Source organism: Bacillus sp. LK2 (assembly GCF_001043575.1).
GTDB lineage: Bacteria > Bacillota > Bacilli > Bacillales > Bacillaceae_G > Bacillus_A > Bacillus_A paramycoides.
This window is the reverse complement of record NZ_LDUK01000032.1, coordinates 86329-105401: the sequence shown is the minus strand read 5'-3', so window position 1 is coordinate 105401 and position 19073 is coordinate 86329. Positions and strand designations below refer to the sequence as shown.

The 19073-nt window shown below is 36.2% G+C and carries 21 protein-coding genes and 1 riboswitch; of the genes, 11 read left to right on the top strand and 10 right to left on the bottom strand.

The window, feature by feature from the left end:
- The first annotated feature begins 26 nt into the window (after positions 1–26).
- The 3 genes from VK90_RS19075 to VK90_RS19065 all read left to right on the top strand — a co-directional run bounded on the left by VK90_RS19075 (position 27) and on the right by VK90_RS19065 (position 2697).
- Entirely contained in the window at positions 27–698 is a 672-nt protein-coding gene (locus VK90_RS19075) for an aspartate/glutamate racemase family protein (RefSeq protein ID WP_048374436.1), read from the top strand.
- Entirely contained in the window at positions 698–1219 is a 522-nt protein-coding gene (locus VK90_RS19070) for a hypothetical protein (protein ID WP_048374435.1), read from the top strand. The genes VK90_RS19075 and VK90_RS19070 overlap by 1 nt, the downstream gene beginning before the upstream one ends.
- 176 nt (positions 1220–1395) lie before the next feature.
- Positions 1396–2697 (top strand): PepSY-associated TM helix domain-containing protein, encoded by a 1302-nt coding sequence (locus VK90_RS19065; RefSeq protein ID WP_048374434.1) that lies wholly within the window; start codon positions 1396–1398, stop codon positions 2695–2697.
- 34 nt (positions 2698–2731) lie between these two features.
- Here the strand turns inward: VK90_RS19065 and VK90_RS19060 are convergent, their stop codons facing one another.
- Together VK90_RS19060 and VK90_RS19055 are read right to left on the bottom strand one after the other, a co-directional pair.
- Complete coding sequence (locus VK90_RS19060; RefSeq protein WP_025148906.1) at positions 2732–3796, bottom strand: tetraprenyl-beta-curcumene synthase family protein; 1065 nt, start codon at positions 3794–3796, stop codon at positions 2732–2734.
- A 40-nt stretch (positions 3797–3836) separates the two neighbouring features.
- Entirely contained in the window at positions 3837–4640 is an 804-nt protein-coding gene (locus VK90_RS19055; RefSeq protein ID WP_048374433.1) for an alpha/beta hydrolase, read from the bottom strand.
- 74 nt (positions 4641–4714) lie between these two features.
- Between VK90_RS19055 and VK90_RS19050 the strand changes: the two genes are divergently transcribed.
- The 3 genes from VK90_RS19050 to VK90_RS19040 all read left to right on the top strand — a co-directional run bounded on the left by VK90_RS19050 (position 4715) and on the right by VK90_RS19040 (position 7061).
- Complete coding sequence (locus VK90_RS19050) at positions 4715–5227, top strand: gamma carbonic anhydrase (protein ID WP_002173875.1); 513 nt, start codon at positions 4715–4717, stop codon at positions 5225–5227.
- Between the two features lie 145 nt (positions 5228–5372).
- Entirely contained in the window at positions 5373–5906 is a 534-nt protein-coding gene (locus tag VK90_RS19045; protein WP_048374432.1) for a phosphatase PAP2 family protein, read from the top strand.
- A gap of 12 nt (positions 5907–5918) precedes the next feature.
- Positions 5919–7061: a glycosyltransferase family 4 protein gene (locus VK90_RS19040; protein WP_048374431.1), complete on the top strand. Its 1143-nt coding sequence runs from the start codon at positions 5919–5921 to the stop codon at positions 7059–7061.
- 71 nt (positions 7062–7132) lie between these two features.
- On the opposite strand, the gene VK90_RS19035 is transcribed toward VK90_RS19040, so the two are convergent.
- Together VK90_RS19035 and VK90_RS19030 are read right to left on the bottom strand one after the other, a co-directional pair.
- The gene (locus VK90_RS19035) at positions 7133–7735 is read right to left on the bottom strand and encodes a molybdenum cofactor guanylyltransferase (protein ID WP_048374430.1); all 603 of its coding nucleotides are present in this window, start codon (positions 7733–7735) and stop codon (positions 7133–7135) included.
- Positions 7732–8241, bottom strand: coding sequence for a MogA/MoaB family molybdenum cofactor biosynthesis protein (locus tag VK90_RS19030; protein WP_048374429.1), 510 nt, complete (start codon positions 8239–8241; stop codon positions 7732–7734). The genes VK90_RS19035 and VK90_RS19030 overlap by 4 nt, the downstream gene beginning before the upstream one ends.
- A 254-nt stretch (positions 8242–8495) precedes the next feature.
- Between VK90_RS19030 and VK90_RS19025 the strand changes: the two genes are divergently transcribed.
- Together VK90_RS19025 and VK90_RS19020 are read left to right on the top strand one after the other, a co-directional pair.
- Positions 8496–8675: a hypothetical protein gene (locus VK90_RS19025; RefSeq protein ID WP_025148901.1), complete on the top strand. Its 180-nt coding sequence runs from the start codon at positions 8496–8498 to the stop codon at positions 8673–8675.
- 6 nt (positions 8676–8681) lie between these two features.
- A complete protein-coding gene (locus VK90_RS19020; RefSeq protein WP_048374428.1) occupies positions 8682–8861 on the top strand; it encodes a hypothetical protein in 180 nt (59 codons plus the stop codon).
- Positions 8862–8904: 43 nt separating this feature from the next.
- Here VK90_RS19020 and metK read toward each other — a convergent pair whose 3' ends face one another.
- Positions 8905–10104, bottom strand: coding sequence for a methionine adenosyltransferase (gene metK / locus VK90_RS19015; RefSeq protein WP_025148899.1), 1200 nt, complete (start codon positions 10102–10104; stop codon positions 8905–8907).
- A 169-nt stretch (positions 10105–10273) separates the two neighbouring features.
- Positions 10274–10396: riboswitch (SAM riboswitch) on the bottom strand.
- A gap of 229 nt (positions 10397–10625) precedes the next feature.
- Here metK and pckA point away from each other — a divergent pair.
- Positions 10626–12212, top strand: a complete 1587-nt coding sequence (gene pckA / locus VK90_RS19010; RefSeq protein ID WP_025148898.1) for a phosphoenolpyruvate carboxykinase (ATP) — start codon at positions 10626–10628, stop codon at positions 12210–12212.
- Positions 12213–12892: 680 nt separating this feature from the next.
- On the opposite strand, the gene VK90_RS19005 is transcribed toward pckA, so the two are convergent.
- Complete coding sequence (locus VK90_RS19005) at positions 12893–13273, bottom strand: ATP synthase subunit I (RefSeq protein WP_002173884.1); 381 nt, start codon at positions 13271–13273, stop codon at positions 12893–12895.
- A 303-nt stretch (positions 13274–13576) separates the two neighbouring features.
- On the opposite strand from VK90_RS19005, the gene VK90_RS19000 reads away from it, so the two are divergent.
- Positions 13577–13798, top strand: a complete 222-nt coding sequence (locus VK90_RS19000) for a hypothetical protein (protein ID WP_000639048.1) — start codon at positions 13577–13579, stop codon at positions 13796–13798.
- A gap of 28 nt (positions 13799–13826) precedes the next feature.
- Here VK90_RS19000 and VK90_RS18995 read toward each other — a convergent pair whose 3' ends face one another.
- Complete coding sequence (locus tag VK90_RS18995) at positions 13827–14732, bottom strand: DMT family transporter (RefSeq protein ID WP_048374427.1); 906 nt, start codon at positions 14730–14732, stop codon at positions 13827–13829.
- Positions 14733–14843: 111 nt separating this feature from the next.
- On the bottom strand, positions 14844–15167 hold the full coding sequence (locus tag VK90_RS18990; protein ID WP_048374457.1) for an iron-sulfur cluster biosynthesis family protein: 324 nt from the start codon (positions 15165–15167) through the stop codon (positions 14844–14846).
- Between the two features lie 120 nt (positions 15168–15287).
- Between VK90_RS18990 and VK90_RS18985 the strand changes: the two genes are divergently transcribed.
- Complete coding sequence (locus VK90_RS18985) at positions 15288–16208, top strand: Nif3-like dinuclear metal center hexameric protein (RefSeq protein WP_048374426.1); 921 nt, start codon at positions 15288–15290, stop codon at positions 16206–16208.
- A 312-nt stretch (positions 16209–16520) separates the two neighbouring features.
- Here VK90_RS18985 and VK90_RS18980 read toward each other — a convergent pair whose 3' ends face one another.
- Both VK90_RS18980 and VK90_RS18975 read right to left on the bottom strand, forming a co-directional pair.
- Positions 16521–17738 (bottom strand): ATP-binding protein, encoded by a 1218-nt coding sequence (locus VK90_RS18980; protein ID WP_048374425.1) that lies wholly within the window; start codon positions 17736–17738, stop codon positions 16521–16523.
- 25 nt (positions 17739–17763) lie between these two features.
- A complete protein-coding gene (locus tag VK90_RS18975; RefSeq protein WP_048374424.1) occupies positions 17764–18993 on the bottom strand; it encodes an ATP-binding protein in 1230 nt (409 codons plus the stop codon).
- Positions 18994–19073 lie beyond the last annotated feature (80 nt).

Here is a 19073-nt window from a genome sequence, read left to right as displayed (position 1 = left end):
TATACAATATTAAAGGGGACTAAACAATGATTGGAATACTAGCAGGAATGGGTCCAAAATCAACTGGACCATTCGTCGATACAGTTGTAGCACAATGCCAAGCAATATACGGAGCAAAGCATGATATGGACTTTCCTCATATGATGATTTATTCGTGCCCAACACCGTTTTATATGGATCGCCCTATTGATCATGCGGTGATGAAAAAAGCGATTATTGAAGGGGCACAAAAACTTGAAAGTACTGGAGTAGACTTTATCGCTATGCCTTGCAATACGGCGCATCTTTATTTCAAGGAATTACAGCATTCTCTTTCCATTCCTATTTTGAATATAGTCGATGAGACGTTACAAGCAATTCCTGATAACACGAAAAGAGTCGCTCTTCTCGCAACGCAAGCTACTGTTCAAGCTGGGATTTATCAAGATGGGATTACAAAGCGTGATATAGAGTACATTCATAATGAAAAATGGCAGGAAATGATTAATCAAATTATTACTTGTATTAAATGTGGGGAAGTTGAAGAAGCTCGCAAATTATGGAGTGCGCTCGTTTTACATTTAAAAAATGAAGTAGATACCGCTATTATCGCATGTACTGATTTGAATGTAGTTGCAAATGAAGATTTTGTAGATTCCTCTCAATGTCTTGCTGATGCCGTTGTTAGGATGTATTTAGCAAATATAAGGAGAACCTAATGAATATACCTTTTGAAATGGGTTATACATTTGACAACAGTCTTAGAGAAAAACCATTATCCCTTGCTGAAATGAAGCAGGGGATTGCATTTTTGAAAGAGCATTTACAAGAAGATCCGTTATACGGAAAAAACTGCGGATTAATCGGCGTTTATGAAAGAATCGTTGGTAACCTTTCTGAAAGTAAATATTACTTACATGAGGCAATTACCTATTTCACAAAATTAGAGAATAACCAAGGGCTCTTTATTAACAAACTACGACTTGCACATACATATCATTGGGAACGGGATTTTTATAAGGCGAACGCACTCTTTACTGAACTTCTACCCACACTGCCAAACTTCCCTACTTATGAGGATTTCCTCTACCAACATTACGGAAAAAGTAAGTTAGATGAAGGCGACTTACATACCGCCTTATCTTATTTTCAAAAGGCGCTTCAAATTCGGTTACAAAAAGGAAATGAGGAACTTATCCGCTCAACTAAGATGTGTATCGAGTATTGCATGTCACACTGATAAATATATCAACGATTTTCCTGACATATCGATTTACCGACGAAATTCGACCAAGCGACCCATCCTTCCCCTAAAACTTTTAACTTTTTTCACAATTCTTTCAAAGTAATCACACTTAATCTCGCTATATTAAATAAGTAATTTATTCATATAGGGAAGGTTAGGGGAACTGAAGTATGAAACTGAATCGTTCGCTTCATTACATTTTTTGGCGATGGCATTTTTATGCTGGGCTTTTTATTACGCCGCTTCTTATTACTTTGTCACTGAGCGGGATTGGGTATTTATTTCGAGAGGAAGTTGAAGATTTCATCTATAAAGATTTATATTTTGGGAAGAGCGCCCAAACTGAATCTATTTCGATGGCTGATTCTATTTCATTAACAGAGAAAAAGTATCCACATTATAACGTGACGAAAATTAGTGAGTTTAATGGAGATTACAATACGAGGCTCACAATCGCAAATGAATATACAGGAACACAAAAATATGTGTATTTAGATAGCAACAATCAAATTGTCGGGGATCAAAACGCAAGTGAAACGTTTGCCAATATTATGCGTGAATTGCATAGTTCCCTCTTAGTCGGCGGTACAGTTGTCAATTATTTAGTAGAACTCTCTGCATGCTGGACAATCTTTTTAATTGTAACTGGGTTGTATATGAGTATACGCCATTTTAAAAACACGCCATCATCCAATAAACGCGAACGAGCAAAACGACGTCATTCTATTATCGGTATTATATTTACAATTCCTCTCGTTCTGCTAGTCGCAACTGGATTACCTTGGTCAGGATTTATGGGCAATCAAATTTATAAAATCGCAACGTCAAATGAATCACTCGGATATCCGAAGTTATATATGTCACCACCTGAATCAAAGTTTAAAGAATTACCATGGGCAACAAGACAGGAAACTCCTCCTGAGTCTAGCTCGAATGAACAGAAAGGAATATCAGTTGATGAGTTACAAAAAGGGATTCAAATAAAGAAGCCATATGTTATTTCACTACCAGCTGATCCAAAAGCTGTATTCACTGTTTCGAAATCGAGTGGTTCTGGTATTACAGGCATGCACGTAGCACCGAATGAAGAAATTACTGCCTACTTTGATCAGTATAGTGGAGAGCTTATTTCAAAAACAGACTATCGTGACTACGGATTATTTGCAAAATGGTTCTCTTACGGTATCCCTCTTCATGAAGGACATTTATTCGGATGGCCTAATAAAATATTATGCTTATTAACGACATTATCTTTATTACTTCTCATTTATTACGGAATAAAAATGTGGTTAGCAAGAAAACCGAAAGGAAAATTAGCAGCACCTCCAAAGCAAAGAGATAAGAAAAGCGTATTCGTTTTCTTTATCATGATGGTTATACTAGGCGCTGTCATGCCTTTATTCGGACTATCTGTTTTAGTTATCTTCACAATTGAACTTCTCATATACGTATTTTCAAAAATACGATCATAATAAAAAAACCACTCTCCCTGAGTGGTTTTTTTCATCACTGCGCCATTTTCTTTCGGTACATCTTCCCGTTCCAATAGAAGAATCGTGAAGTCAGTCCCCCGTACTTTACAATGCGCCGTGCCATTTTTTGCATATTCTTTTCAGCGGATACTTTTTGATCTGATAAATAAATACCAAGTAAACCTCGGCTAATAAGACGATGAAACTTCGCATGAGGCAAATCACCAATGCTCTTTTCTGCTTTTTCTACAAAGTGCTTCATGCGTTCTAATATTACTTGTTCGTTTTCATAATAACTACAGAAATTCAAATCTCCACCGATACGGTCTTCTTCTTGATCGATGAAATAATCAAGTAAAATGTGAAGTCCTTGTACATACGGGAAATACCCTTGTCTAATTTTCGCAATATCTTCGTCATGTAATTCATCATGAAATGCATATGCTACAAGACAAAAGATTCCTAACGTTGATCCTGCACACGCCGAAAATTCAAACCAGCTCATCGGTGGTAAATTTTCTTTATGAGCTTCAAACCATGTTTTTAGACGTGGTTCTCTTTCTTCTAATTTGACATGTTTATGAATTTGCAAATCACAATAATAACAAGCAAGCTCATGAAGAATGGGAGCAATTTTTTCATAGTGCTTCGTTTTCTTTAAAACATCTTGGCATGTTTCAACAAGTTCGTCTAAATAACCACCATCATCTTGATCATCACGGTAACGATAATAATTACCGCCCCCTTCAACTTCAGGACTTAACGCCGTTAACATCGACTCATGAAGAGCCGCAAAGTCTTTCGGATCAAGTGATGTACTACGATCACATAAATTATCTAAGTAGTCACTAATCGTTTGATACGCTACGATAAAACGAATACATTCCTCTCGGTGTTCATTTGCTAATAACGCTAAAATGCCACCGCCCTCACAATGAAACGTTTTATGCTCAATACTTGCGATTGCCTGACTATGAAGCTCGTCATTCGGAATATGGTAGGCACGCTCTTTCCACATCGCTAGCTCATGGTGTACAACCGGAAACACATCACGGTATACTTTCGCCATGAGCGTTATGGGATTACTCGGTACGTTCACTTCTTCCTTCATCTCCTCTATTCAATATACAAATAATGATTTATTTGTTTGTTTTTACTATATTATTGACATGCATTTCAGTAAATGACTGAATATAATTCAAAATTTCATCACGTTCATACTCATTTAATAACTCATGATAGCAATTAGGCCATTCTTTATACGCCTTATCACTAATTTTAACATTATCAAACCATGTACGGACACGTGTTTTATCTACAAGTTTATCCTCACATGCCTGCATTAGCAAGAGCGGAACATCTGGAAACTCATCTATTTTCTCATGAGCAATCTCGATAGACTTAATCAACTCACTATACCAACGTACTGATACTTTGCGCAAGAACAATGAATCATTTTCCATCGCATCTCTCACTTCATGATTGCGAGTTGACATTTCTACAGTGAGATTTGTTGCAAATTGTAACTTCGGGGCAACAACATTTAATATTTTCGAAGCTGCACGAAGCGAAGCGGAAGGTGCAGCTAATACGCCTAAACAAGGCGAGCTTAGTACGATTCCATCTATGTCCTCTCTTTTCGTTTCTTGCATCATACGAATAACGACAAGTCCTCCCATACTATGACCAAATAAAAAAATGGGCAATCTATACTTTCTTGCTTCTTTCACCCATAACTTTATTTCTTCTATGTATTCATCAAATGACTCGATATGTCCTCTATTCCTTGAAGTTGTTCCGTGTGCTGGAAGATCTCCCATAACGACGTGATAACCGATATGATTCCACATTTCTGCAACTGCTTCATAACGCCCGTGATATTCCATAGCACCATGCACTATAATAATAACGGCTTTCGCTTCTTCCGCTTCGTAGTTCCACATACGAAACTCCTCCATTTCACTCTTTTTCATAATTTGATACACTAAAATTAGTCTCTAGGAAAGGAAGGCTTTACATGATATATCCTTACAAAGAAAAAAATCCGAAAATTGCGAGTAGTGCTTTTATCGCTGACTATGTTACTATTACAGGCGATGTGACAATTGGTGAGGAGTCTAGTATTTGGTTTAATACAGTCATTCGTGGTGATGTATCACCAACGATGATTGGAAATAGAGTAAATGTGCAAGATCAATGTACGCTTCACCAAAGCCCTCAGTATCCTCTTATTTTAGAAGATGATGTTACAGTTGGGCATCAAGTTATTTTACATAGCTGCAAAATTGAAAAAGATGCTTTAATTGGAATGGGATCTATCATATTAGATGGTGCTGAAATTGGTGAAGGAGCTTTCATCGGTGCTGGAAGTCTCGTTTCACAAGGAAAGAAAATCCCTCCTAATACGTTAGCTTTCGGTCGTCCTGCGAAGGTCATTCGCGAATTAACAGAAGAAGACCGTAAAGATATGGAACGTATCCGCACACAATACGTTGAAAAAGGACAATATTATAAATCGTTACAAAAATAATTTTACCGCTGCCATAAGACTGGCAGCTTTTTTCATAAAAAAATCTAACTTTTTCTTTACAAAACATTATTATTCCCTCAACAAAACCTTATTAGAATAGGAGCTAATATCTCCATATATATGTAAATGAGGGAGGAAAAATCTCATGAAGGTCAGTGAATTATATAAAATAGAATGTTACATTTTCAAAGGAATTAACCGCTACTTTGATCAAAAAACATTAAATATCTTTTTCCGTAACATTACTCATATCGGTGGTGCAAGCTTCTCCATCGCGCTTACCCTTTCCTTTTTATTGTTTGCAAAAGGCGCTCTATATCAAGCTACAATTGCAACTGCCATTTCTTTAGCAATTAGCCATATTCCCGTACAAATATTAAAGAAATGGTACCCAAGAAAACGCCCTTATTTAACAATTCAAGATGCGAAATATCCAGTACATCCTTTAAAAGATCATTCTTTTCCATCTGGTCATACGACAGCTGCTTTCTCTGTTTTCGTTCCATTTATTTGCTATAACCCAAGCTTACTTATTTTTCTACTGCCACTAGCACTATGCGTCGGTATCTCCCGTATTTATTTAGGGCTTCATTATCCATCAGATGTATTTGTAGGTATGTGCCTTGGCACCTGCTCTGGCATCATCTCTTTTTATCAATTCATTCCACTTTTCACGTAAAGGAGCGATATGATGAGAGTCGCCATATTTACCGATACATTTACACCACAAGTCAACGGTGTCGCGAAAACATTGGCACGGTTAACACGATATTTTCAGAAAGAAAATATCGCCTATTCTGTTTTCGCCCCTCAGCATACGGCTGAAGATAATTTCGTAGCGAATGTGAACAAAATGAGAAGTCTCCCGTTAACAATATTATATCCAGAATGCCGCTTTTCTTTTCCTACTCCGCGCATTAAACGGGAACTTCTTGCTTTTAAACCTGATATCATTCACATTGCCACACCTTTCAACATGGGACTTTGTGGGTTATATTATGCAAAAAGATTAAACATCCCAGTTGTCGGTTCTTATCATACTGATTTTGACGCCTATTTACGTTATTATAAAATTGAATTTCTCTCCACTATGCTATGGAACTATTTAAAATGGTTTCATAGCCATATGCAAAAGAACTTTGTTCCTTCCCCTGAAACATTACATCAATTAAAGAATAAAGGATTTCAAAACCTCTATATTTGGGGACGCGGTGTAGATTGCTCTCTCTATCATCCAACTTACAATAAAGACCTATTCCGAAAAAAATATAATATTACAGCGAAGTATGTTCTTTCCTACGTCGGACGCCTTGCTCCTGAAAAAGATATCGACACTCTTCAAACACTTATTCATATGACCAATAAAGAACGTAACGATATTCATTGGCTCATCGCTGGAGATGGCCCTCTTGCAAAGATCTTGCATGAAAATGTTCCAAAAACAAATGTAACCTTTACTGGATATTTACAAGGTGAGGATTTGGCTGAAGCCTATGCTTCTTCCGATCTGATGGTATTTCCATCTGCTACTGAAACATTTGGGAACGTCGTACTTGAATCACTCGCATGTGGTACACCTGTCATTGGTGCGAATAGTGGTGGGGTTAAAAATATTATTAAAGATGAAAAAACTGGATTTCTATGTGAGCCAAAAAATGAGGACTCCTTTTTATCATCTATTTATTATTTATTAAACAATGAAGAAAAATTGAAACAAATGGGGTTAGCCGCCTCGTCTTATGCGAAATCACAAAGTTGGGATGAAATCTTTCTTAATTTACTTAACCAATATGAAGAAGTCCTTCACCGAAACAAGGCAGAGCTACTAGCTTAATTATAAAATAAACTTACTCACATACCTTTATACAGCAATTGTTCCCCAATTTCTGTATATCAAAAAACCTTTCATTCATTTGAAAGGTCTTTTTGAGCCTGTACATATTCTTCTTTCGTATTCACATTTATAAACCAATACGAATTCGCTTGCACATCTTCTCCGGCAACATATTTCACATTACATTGTGATAAAAGCTGTCCCATACTTCTTTTTTCTTCCTGAAGCAGTTTATCAATTTTCCCTTTAACTCGTTTATGATACGCTGCCAATAGCGGCTGTTTTCTACCTTCAATTATAGGAACGATCGCATCATACTCATCGCTCGTTTGCTCTATTAAAATTGCAAACCATTCTTTTGAAACATTCGGCGCATCACAAGGCATTATGATATACCAGTCTGAATCTATGTATTCCATTCCTGATACAATTCCAGCAAGCGGCCCGTTCCCTTTATAGTGCGGAATGTCTTCTATAACAGAAACTTGTATTAATTGCTCCAATCGCTCTTTTATATCAACATGACTAATGACTACAATTTCTTGCAAAGTACTTTCCATTACTTTCACAATATGCTCAACAAAAGTAGTCCCTTTCCAAATCGCTAACGCTTTCGGTTCTCCGAATCTACTCGACATGCCTCCTGCTAATACAATTCCAGTACACCTTTTCATTGGCGGTGCAGCTCAAATGTAATATGACCTAATTCAGGCAAAATCAATTTATTCATCGCAAGACGAACAGCTCCGCTAGACCCTGGCATCGAAAAGACTACTTTACGCCCGATTGTACCGCCAATTGCTCTACTTAACATTGCACTACTTCCGATATCTTCTAAGTAACTAATCATGCGGAACAGCTCACCAAATCCAACAATCTCTTTATCCAATAACGCTGATACTGCCTCAATCGTTACATCACGCTTCGTAATACCAGTACCGCCATTCGTTAGCACAACATCAACATCTTCTTGATGATAACCAGCTAACACAGCCTGCTGAATACTTTCTTTATCATCTTTCACAATCTCATAAGCAGTCACTTTATGCCCCGCTTCTATTAATAATGCATGTAATAATTGCCCGCTCTTATCAGTCTCTTCCGTACGCGTATCAGAAATCGTAACAATTTTGCAGCGTACCTCTTTTGGTGCTTGTTTTTTATGTTCGATTGCGCTCATTTTGTATCCTTCCTTCCTTAAAGACTTTTCTTCATTTTATCATACATACCTTTACACAATTATGTATGAAGCCACTGATACGTCATGATACAATATAAGTATGTACAACCACAAAAAGGAAGATAAAACAATATACTTTCTTATACTCTTAGACTTCACATCATTAGCTACTCTTTAACTTTCCTTATATTTTCTGCATAGTAGAATTCAATGTTAAAACTTGCACTACAAAATAAAGTGGAGGTCTACATATTATGGAACTTTATAAAAAATTAACAACAACATTTATTCTCTTATTTATCGCTTCCATCACTGTCGGATTTTCCTTGAAAGGTGCAATCCCATACGCTACATTAATGAGCACTATTTTCGCAACACTCTTTTTACTATGTAGTGCATTTTGCGCGGGCAAAGCACGTCAAATGAAAGGGTGATCTCGCATGTTTCATAAAAAGCCAACCGTTTGCCAATCATGCAAAAAAGAAATACAAACGTATGAAAAAGCATGGGTTCATATACCATTTCCGGCAAGTGGGATGACAAATATGAAAAAGTATATTGAACTAGACGGTGAAGTGTATTGTAGTTCATGCATTCAAGTAGTAAATGAAACCAAATAAAAAAAGCTTTGCGCTCACACCGCACAAAGCTTTTTTTCATATATTATAGACTAGCTTGCTCTTTTAAAGCAGCTGCTTTGTCTGTACGTTCCCATGATAAATCTACATCAGTACGTCCGAAGTGTCCGTAAGCTGCTGTTTGTTTGTAAATCGGGCGACGTAAGTCTAGCATTTTAATAATACCAGCTGGGCGAAGATCGAAGTTGTTACGAACTAGTTCTACTAATACATCTTCAGATACTTTACCAGTGCCGAATGTATCAACTGAAATTGATACTGGTTGCGCTACGCCAATTGCGTATGCAAGTTGTACTTCCGCTTTATCAGCAAGACCAGCTGCTACGATATTTTTCGCAACATAACGAGCTGCATATGCTGCTGAACGGTCAACTTTCGTTGCATCTTTACCAGAGAATGCACCGCCACCGTGGCGAGCGTATCCACCGTAAGTATCAACGATGATTTTACGTCCTGTTAAACCAGCATCACCTTGTGGTCCACCGATTACGAAGCGACCAGTTGGGTTAATGAAGAATTTCGTTTCTCCATCCATTAATTCTGCTGGAACTACAGCTTTAATTACATGCTCTTTTAAATCGCGATCGATTTCTTCCCATGTAACATCTGGATGATGCTGTGTAGAAATTACAATTGTATCTACACGTACAGGTTTACCATTTTCATCATACTCAACTGTAACTTGCGTTTTTCCATCTGGACGTAAGTATGATAATGTGTCATCTTTACGTACTTCAGTTAAACGACGAGCTAATTTGTGAGCAAGCGAGATTGGAAGTGGCATTAATTCTTGTGTTTCATTACATGCGAAACCAAACATTAAACCTTGGTCTCCTGCACCAATTGCCTCAATCTCAGCGTCAGTCATTTGACCTTCGCGTGCTTCTAGCGCTTGGTCAACACCCATAGCGATGTCAGCAGATTGCTCATCGATAGATGTTAAAACAGCACAAGTTTCTGCATCGAATCCGTATTTTGCACGTGTGTAACCAATGCCTTGAATTGTTTCACGAACGATTTTCGGAATATCTACGTAAGTAGAAGTCGTAATTTCCCCCGCTACCAATACTAAACCAGTTGTTACAGTTGTTTCACAAGCCACACGTGCATTTGCGTCTTTTGATAAGATCGCATCTAAAATTGAATCAGAAATTTGGTCACAAATTTTATCTGGATGTCCTTCAGTTACAGACTCAGATGTGAACAGATGACGTTTTTTTGTCATGTGGTAAACCTCCCTACAGTAATTGTATATATTGTACGGAACTCATCCTTAATTTGCCACAAACTGCGACATACATTTATTCTCCCACACAAGCATACAGAAAAACCTTTCCTACTTAACATAGAGGAAAGGTTTAATTTGCTACTTGCATACTGCTTTTTGCCCTTTGCTCTTATCGTTCGAGACCATTAGCCTCGCACAGGTTTTAGCACCTATTCACTTGTTATTTACCATCACAAGTGAGGTTGCTGGGCTTCATCGGGCCTGTCCCTCCGCCAGCTCGGGATAAGAGAGTATCCGTCCCAACCTATACTAAAGAAATGATATTCATTTGTCAATTAATATTCACATTTTCCTGAAAGTTTTTCTCAATAAGCATAGAATGAAATATTAATAAGGAAATGATGCATTCACACAAACAAAAACAAATAAATAGTATACATTATTTATATGATTGTGTTATACTCTTGATGGGGATTACGAGAAATATTTCATTAAATGAAAAGGATGGTATATAAATTATGAGTACTGTGAATGTCCAAATTGGTTTACATGAATTATTGAACGGAAGCAATGCACAGATTCAACTAAGTGTTCCGCAATTAGTGGAAAAAGTATTAATGCGAAATGAAGGGAAATTAACTTCTACTGGTGCCGTTTCTGCTTCAACAGGAAAATATACAGGACGTTCTCCTAAAGATAAATTTATTGTGAAAGAAGCATCGGTTGCTGACAAAATTGCTTGGGGAGCTGTGAATCAACCGATTTCTGAAGAACATTTTAATAAATTATATACTAAAGTTTTAGAATACTTAAAAGAAAAAGAAGAGTTATTCGTATTCAAAGGATTTGCAGGCGCTGATCGCAACTATCGTCTACCAATTCAAGTTGTTAACGAATACGCATGGCATAATTTATTCGTGCATCAATTATTTATCCGTCCAACTGAAGAAGAATTAACAACTCACGAATCGGAGTTCACAATTGTTTCTGCACCAAACTTTAAAGCTGATCCAGCAGTTGACGGTACAAATTCTGAAGCATTCATTATGGTTTCATTCGAAAAACGTATCGTACTAATCGGTGGTACAGAATACGCTGGAGAAATGAAAAAATCAATCTTCTCTATTATGAACTTCTTACTTCCAGAACAAGATATTCTTTCTATGCATTGCTCTGCAAACGTAGGCGAAGAAGGCGACGTGGCACTATTCTTCGGTTTATCTGGAACAGGTAAAACAACATTATCTGCTGATCCAAACCGTAAATTAATCGGTGATGATGAGCACGGTTGGTCTGATAACGGTGTATTCAATATTGAGGGTGGTTGCTACGCAAAATGTGTAAACCTTTCTCATGAGAAAGAACCACAAATCTTCGATGCAATCAAATTCGGTTCAGTTTTAGAAAACGTTGTCATTAATGACCAAACACGCATCGCAGACTATAACGATACTACTTTAACAGAAAATACACGTGCTGCATACCCTATGCATGCGATTGACAATATCGTACTGCCAAGTGTTGCAGGACATCCAAATACAATTATTTTCTTAACTGCTGACGCATCTGGCGTATTGCCTCCAATCAGTAAGTTATCAAAAGAACAAGCTATGTACCATTTCTTAAGCGGTTACACTAGTAAACTAGCAGGAACAGAGCGCGGCGTTACATCTCCGCAAGCTACATTCTCAACTTGCTTCGGTTCACCGTTCTTACCGCTTGATGCATCTCGCTATGCTGAAATGCTTGGTGAAAAAATCGAGAAACATGATGCAAAAGTATTCTTAGTAAACACTGGCTGGACTGGTGGCGAATACGGCGTTGGTAAACGCATGAACTTAGGTTACACTCGTGCAATGATTCAAGCAGCACTAAGCGGTGAACTTGCGAAAGCAGAAACTGCAAAACACGACATCTTCGGTCTAGAAGTACCTCGTCACGTTCCAGGTGTACCTGACGAAGTATTAATGCCTGAACAAACTTGGGCTGATAAAGCTGCTTATAAAGCGAAAGCAATTGAGCTTGCGAACGAGTTTAAAGCAAACTTCAAAAAATTCGATAGCGTTTCTGAAGATATTATTAACTTAGGCGGTCCAATCGCTTAAATTTAACTTTTCTGTTGAATAACCCTTTACTCATATGAATAAGTATTGTGTAATCACAAAGTTTCGCGTACTCACCGACAAAACCCAATGCGGCTTAACGGTTACACATACTTACATAAAAAAGAAGCTTACGTTTTTCACGTAAGCTTCTTTCTATATATTCTTCAATTTATCCACATACAAATCACGACTTCGAAAACATAAACTTAGTTCCCACTCACTTACGTCTTCTGTTTTCACACGGCATGGGGCAAAAAAAGGCTCTGACCGCTTCTATCCACCGCTGGATCCTCTATTCCACCTGAAAAAGTTCCAAACCCAATTTTCAATTTATATACTTGGATTTTCTCTCATACAAATCAAGGCTTCAAAAATATAAACAGATTTCTCGCTCACTTACTCTTTCTGTTTTCACGCGGCATGGGGCAAAAAAAGGCTCTGACCACTTCTATCCATCGCTAGATCCTCTATTCCACCTGAAAAGGTTCCAAAACCAGTTTTCAATTTATATACTTGGATTTTCTTACATACAAATCAAGTCTTCAAAAATATAAACAGATTTCTCGCTCACTTACTCTTTCTGTTTTCACGCGGCATGAGGCAAAAAAAAGCTCTGACCGCTTCTATCCACCGCCGGATCCTCTATTCCAGCTAAAAAGAAGCTTTTTTAGCCTTTTTATCTATTTCGTTAATTCTTTTTCATCTTTCATACTATAGTAGCCTAAATTAATAACAATTAAAAAATAACCGCCCATAATACCAACTGCAAATGCCCACATAACCATATGGTGCTCAATTTCATACATAATAATGGCACCAAGAATTGCAGCTGCAAAACGATTAAACATACCAAGTGTCGGCGCCTTTGTTTTCTTTACAATGCTATCTCCAAGCTTCTCAATACGCCTTCCTAAAATCCAAACACAATACATGCTTACAATAAGTCCAATTCCAGCACCTAAAAAATGAGCTGAAAATGGTGTTATCGCCCAACCTAGTAACATAATCCCTAGTAGATAATACGCTTGAATTTTAAACGACCTTAATGACATACTAATCATGCTGTACTCCTCTTCAATAGTTTTTATCTATCCAACAAAGCTGTATAACTCACTTAGTTCGAGTCCATACTACTTAAAAATTCATTTACATACCTATTTCATCCAAATTAAAAACAACATAAACACAATGTTTACGTTACTAAAATGTTTTCAGGAAATAATATTATACAAGATTCCTAGTATAGAATCACCGATAAATGTGACGTTTTTCAAAACATTTTTCGTCCATTTATGAAAAAAATGATATCAATCTATGAACATACGGATATGATGTAATAAGCACATAAATAAAGGGGGCGTCTAATGATTTATTTTTTAATGGCTCTCATTCACCTCATTGTCCCTGCCCTTATTGGCCTTTCATTATATTGGTACACGAAAAATCATAGCATCTTCTATGCTGTCCTCGGTGTTCTTCTTCCAGGAATTATTCTTATTACACTCTTCCGCATTCCTTTTCTTAATTTAATTCCACTTATTACCGCCATTTTATTTCTCGTATTTTTACCTAAAATAAAAAAATAGGAAAGCAGATCATAGGTGATCTGTTTTCCTATTTTGATATAGATTCTTGCACGGTAGACTGCGCTTCTACTTTCTCTGACTTCACAAACCATAGACCGAAGAAAATGATGATTCCACCGATAATTTGCTGTAATGAAATATATTCTTTTGCCCATAGAGCTGCAAATAAAACCGCTATAAGCGGTGTAATATACATATATACCATCGTGTGCGACGCACCAATTTTTTGTACACCAACATACCACATAACTAAACCGAATACCGTTACAAAGAAAATAGAATAAAGCAAGGCAAACCATGTCATCCCATTTGCAATATGAAATGGCATTGAAAAAACGTGTGGTCCACTTAACACAGCAAGCGGAATTGCTCCAACAACTGCTGACCATGCCGTAACACGAAGAGCAGAATATTTTTTTATAAGAGGACCTGCTAAAACAGGGTAAAGTCCCCAGCATATTGATGTAATAAGTCCAATTCCGTTTCCGTAAGAAGAACTAACAAGTGAATGTCCCGCCAACAGAACAAGCACAGTACCACCGCAAGCAATAATAGAGCCGATTAACTTTCGAGAAGAAAACTTTTCTTGTTTAAGCGAAATAGCAAATAAAGTTGTAAAAATAGGTGAAATAGAAATGAGTAAAGAGGCATTTGTAGCGGATGTATATTTGACAGTTTCCATAAATAACGTTTGATACAGTACAATACCTACAACGCTAACGATGATTAATCTTGGTATATCCTTTCGCTCCATGTAAAGTGACTTTTCAATAAAGAACGTAAGTAATAATAATAACGGTGCCGCTGCCATCATTCGAAGTGCCGTAAACTCAATCGCTGTAAACTCTAAAAGTCCGTATTTCGCAATCGTATAATTGACGCCCCATATAATAACAACACTTAAAATTAATAATTCAATTCCCCATTTTCTCATGCGTAATCCCCTCCGCAAATAAAATTATACAGAAAATTCAATCATATGTACATTTCATTATGTGAAAAAACAAAGACAGAGAGGCGTATATGATACGCCTCTCTGTCTTTGTTATACTCGAATATGTAGCTTCATATTCGGATTATAAAACTGGCTCGGACTCTTCAGTAGAAAGTGCCCTCCAGATTCATGTAAATCAACCGTTAACTTATCATCCATAAATACAAGCTTTGTGCGATCTGCAATAAAGTTTAGTGCACTTGATTCAATATTTACATCGCGCTCATCTTTCTCTGAAACGGCTACTAAATCAATAATCCCGCTCATGACACAACCGCAACCTTCATTATCATAAAATAACTTTATATATTTCGCTGCACTTGGAATCGTATCCATAATCTTTTTATATGCTGCATCTGTTACAGTAACGTACATACGTGAATCTACATCCTCTCTTCTCATATCATTCATATATTGTACCACTATTTTTCTTAATTGTTGTATACAGAAAATTAAGACTAATGTTAAAATGGCAATGATAAAGGAGGAATTACAATGCCAGCCTTAAAAGAAATAGAGCGATCGCTTAATCATTTATTCCAAATTGAAAAATACGGAAAAGACAGTTCCTTTAGTCGTTTCATTCCAGCTACCTATGATCAAATCCAGTTTCCGTGGAAACAATTTTTTGAAGCAAATTTTGTTGAACAATTTAATGTTCTTATGATACGAGGGGCTGAAAATGTAAACACAGTATTTTTGGCTGTCTTCCCTACAGATGATGTTCTTGAAAAATTCATTTCACAATCTATGACAGGTGATTTACTCTTCATGCACCATCCACTTGTGATGGAATGCGGTGATCCGCTCGGGAAATCAGGGCGAGGATTTGTTCCAATTCCATCGAAATATTTGCACGCAATAAAAGAAAAACAACTTTCTATATATACATGTCACGGTCCAATGGATTTTCATCAAACATATGGAACTAGTATTTCAATTGCAAAGGCACTTCAAGCTAATGTAATTGACGGATTTGCTCACGGTGGTCCAGAGCAACAACCAGTCGGCCTTATTTGCGAAATAGATGAAACATCAACAGAAAAACTCCAAAAACATCTAAAAAAACTCTTCAACATTCCGTATACAGACTTTGAAGGTAAACAACATGACTCCATTACAAAAATTGCAATTATTGCTGGCTGCGGTGATGTCGTATCTTTAATGAAAGAAGCCGAAGAAAAAGGTGCTGAGGCTTACATTGCGGGGGAAATCCATTGTCATATTGATAACGAATACGGTAAGCATAAGTACTCACTTATTATGGATTACGTAAAAGAAACAAATATGTCACTCATCGGTGTATCGCACTCTGCCTCTGAATTTTTAGTGAAAAAGACATTGATGCACGATTGGTTTAAAGAAAATTTTGATGTGAGCATTACTTTGTTGCCGCAGGAAAAATGGTGGTTATAATTTTTAAAGAGGTATCTTACTTTAGCTACCTCTCTTTACTACACTTAACATTTCATACGTTACTTTAAAAACATGATTAGCCCCTTCAAATCCTTTCCTTCTCTTTGCTCTCTATAACGCTAAACAAAATTTTGTCCCAGCCTGTTTTGCACATTAAAAGTCATATATTAAGTCGCCTATGTATATTGTTTCATTTTGAAACTCTCATCACTGATTATTAGTTGAACCAATTGGACCTTAACGCAGAATAAATCAATAAAAAAACATCACTTTTGACAAAGTGATGTTTTCTATTTATCTCTTGCACTATCATTAAATCGGCAACATAATCTCTACCGTCGTTCCAACTCCAACTTCACTTTCAAAGTTCAATTTACCGTGGTGATCTTTAATAATTTTTTCTGTAACTACTAAACCTAAGCCCGTTCCAGTTTCTTTCGTTGTGTAAAAAGCTTCATTTAGCTTCGGAATTTTATCTTTGGGAATACCGCATCCCTCATCTATAATTTGAATAACAATTACATCTTCTACTGTAACTTTTACAGTAATAGTTCCGCCAACTGACATTGCTTCAATCGCATTTTTTACTAAATTGAAAAATACTTGCTTCAATCGTTTTTCATCGCATGTGATTGAGGGTATATCCTTACTATAAATAGCCTGTATGTTTACCCCTTGTTCTAAAGCCGGCTTTTCCATAACTCGAATAACATAAGAGATGATTTCTTTTATATTATGAGTTTCTGATTCTATCGATTTAGATTTCTCAAACCCACTTAGTTCTGTAGCGATTGTATTAATACGATCTACTTCCTGCTTCATAATCTCACTATAAATCTTATCTTCTGGATGTTTTTCCGCTTGCTTATTCACAAGTTTTTTCAACTTTGCTAGCGGTCTTTTAATCTTATCGCCAATTACTGTTGCCATTTTTCCAACAGTCGCTAATTTTTCTACCTTTTGTATTTCTTTATCCATCATTTCAAGTGTGCGAACGTAAGACTGGAATCTTAAAAATATAATCCAACATATAATAGCAAAACCGCTGCATAATGCCATTGGAATAAGGACAATAAAGGATTGAACAACGAATCCCATCAGTGCATATTTTCCGACAAGGACTCCGGCAACTAACCAAAAATACCTTTTATTCACAAAGATCGGTGCAAATAAAATAAAGAACCCTTCTACTATATTTCCACCATCAAATTCAGTATCACTTCCGTAATAAATAATGAAGTTATTAATAAAATCCAATATATTATAGCCAATTAAAATAATATACTTCACAATATATGGATTTTTCTGCTTCATAAAGTAAATTCCAGTAAAGAATAATAAGATCATCAAACTATAGAACCATAGACCTAATCCTTCTCCAAAAACATCTGCGGGCTTTTGATCTTCCACTGATAAAAGGACCATAGCCTTTTCAGCAAAATCATACACAAAAAATATGACGAAGAATAAGCTTAAAAATATTTTTAACGCCTTTATCTCTTCTTTCTCAAATATATAGCCTTTATCCATATGATAGCTCCTTTTACAACACCTCTTAATCTTGTGTTACATTGCGCTCAAGTTTTTTCGGAAGCAGTATTTCTACTCTCGTTCCTTTCTTTACTTCACTAGAAATATGTAATTCTCCAAGGTTCTCTGTAATAATTCGCTCTGCTACCGTAAGGCCTAATCCAATTTTATCTTGCTTCGTTGTATAAAAAGCCTCTGTAACTCTTCCTAAATTCTCTTTTTTTATCCCGAAACCACTATCTACTATACTTATTACTACATAATCTCTTTTTTTATCTTCAACTTGTATTTGCAATGTTCCACCATGTTCCATTGCCTCTAGAGCATTTTTAATAACATACAAAAATACACCTTTTAATTTTCGTTTATCACATTCAATCTCACTTCTATTATGCTCTTCATTAAAGGTGAAATTTATATTTAACTCGTCCATTTTTTCACGCATATTTTCTACTGCTTGTACTAGAACATCACTTACAATATGTTTTTCATAAACAGAAGGTTTACATGTAGCAGCCTCCATTAATTCACTAATCATATTATTCATATTTTCTATTTCAAGAATCATTTGTCCATAAGTCGCATCTTTTTCGTGCTTCTCTTTTTGTAATTGCGTAAACCCTTTTAATGAAGCAAGTGGATTTTTAATTTCATGTCCGACTGTCGCTGCCATTTTTCCGATAACCGCCAATTTTTGTGCCTGACTAGCCTCGGCAATACTTTTCTTGACTGCTGAAAAATATTGCACAAATCGATTTAAAATAATATATGACACGAAAAGCAACAACATATTCATAACAAGAGGTATAAACCGATTCAGTTCTCCAAATACAAATAGGTATATCATATATTTTCCTATAAGAAATGGCGCTAAGATAAATAAATATCGTTTACTTAAAAATATTGGCACGAAGAAAATGAAAATAAATTCGATTACATTCCCTTCATCAAATGCTATTGTATTATGAAAAGCATACCATCCAATATTGAAAATCTCTGCAATCATGTATGCAAATAAATATGTATATTTAACTAAATGTGCTTTTCCTCTCTCAAATAAGTAAACACCGATACCTAATATAATCATGATGTATGCAATCTTCAATATCCCTTTATGCCAATTTTCTAAAGGCATTTTATCTTCTAATATAATCGCATATGCAACCTCATATACAATCACAATGACATGCAGTACCCATAAGAAAATCTTAGCGTTTTTCTTTTCTTCTTTAGCAGATAGAAAGCTCTCTCCCACTTCAACACCCCTTCAAAATCATATCTCGAAGAATACCATTTATTATAATAAATGATTTTCATAGACAAACAAAGATAAAT

Excerpts from the sequence above, each read along its gene's own strand:
- VK90_RS19075 (WP_048374436.1), top strand. The coding sequence starts at position 27 with ATGATTGGAATACTAGCAGGAATGGGTCCAAAATCAACTGGACCATTC.
- VK90_RS19070 (WP_048374435.1), top strand. The coding sequence starts at position 698 with ATGAATATACCTTTTGAAATGGGTTATACATTTGACAACAGTCTTAGA.
- VK90_RS19065 (WP_048374434.1), top strand. The coding sequence starts at position 1,396 with ATGAAACTGAATCGTTCGCTTCATTACATTTTTTGGCGATGGCATTTT.
- VK90_RS19055 (WP_048374433.1), bottom strand. The coding sequence starts at position 4,640 with ATGTGGAACTACGAAGCGGAAGAAGCGAAAGCCGTTATTATTATAGTG.
- VK90_RS19050 (WP_002173875.1), top strand. The coding sequence starts at position 4,715 with ATGATATATCCTTACAAAGAAAAAAATCCGAAAATTGCGAGTAGTGCT.
- VK90_RS19045 (WP_048374432.1), top strand. The coding sequence starts at position 5,373 with ATGAAGGTCAGTGAATTATATAAAATAGAATGTTACATTTTCAAAGGA.
- VK90_RS19040 (WP_048374431.1), top strand. The coding sequence starts at position 5,919 with ATGAGAGTCGCCATATTTACCGATACATTTACACCACAAGTCAACGGT.
- VK90_RS19035 (WP_048374430.1), bottom strand. The coding sequence starts at position 7,735 with ATGAAAAGGTGTACTGGAATTGTATTAGCAGGAGGCATGTCGAGTAGA.
- VK90_RS19030 (WP_048374429.1), bottom strand. The coding sequence starts at position 8,241 with ATGAGCGCAATCGAACATAAAAAACAAGCACCAAAAGAGGTACGCTGC.
- VK90_RS19025 (WP_025148901.1), top strand. The coding sequence starts at position 8,496 with ATGGAACTTTATAAAAAATTAACAACAACATTTATTCTCTTATTTATC.
- VK90_RS19020 (WP_048374428.1), top strand. The coding sequence starts at position 8,682 with ATGTTTCATAAAAAGCCAACCGTTTGCCAATCATGCAAAAAAGAAATA.
- metK (WP_025148899.1), bottom strand. The coding sequence starts at position 10,104 with ATGACAAAAAAACGTCATCTGTTCACATCTGAGTCTGTAACTGAAGGA.
- pckA (WP_025148898.1), top strand. The coding sequence starts at position 10,626 with ATGAGTACTGTGAATGTCCAAATTGGTTTACATGAATTATTGAACGGA.
- VK90_RS19005 (WP_002173884.1), bottom strand. The coding sequence starts at position 13,273 with ATGATTAGTATGTCATTAAGGTCGTTTAAAATTCAAGCGTATTATCTA.
- VK90_RS19000 (WP_000639048.1), top strand. The coding sequence starts at position 13,577 with ATGATTTATTTTTTAATGGCTCTCATTCACCTCATTGTCCCTGCCCTT.
- VK90_RS18995 (WP_048374427.1), bottom strand. The coding sequence starts at position 14,732 with ATGAGAAAATGGGGAATTGAATTATTAATTTTAAGTGTTGTTATTATA.
- VK90_RS18990 (WP_048374457.1), bottom strand. The coding sequence starts at position 15,167 with ATGTACGTTACTGTAACAGATGCAGCATATAAAAAGATTATGGATACG.
- VK90_RS18985 (WP_048374426.1), top strand. The coding sequence starts at position 15,288 with ATGCCAGCCTTAAAAGAAATAGAGCGATCGCTTAATCATTTATTCCAA.
- VK90_RS18980 (WP_048374425.1), bottom strand. The coding sequence starts at position 17,738 with ATGGATAAAGGCTATATATTTGAGAAAGAAGAGATAAAGGCGTTAAAA.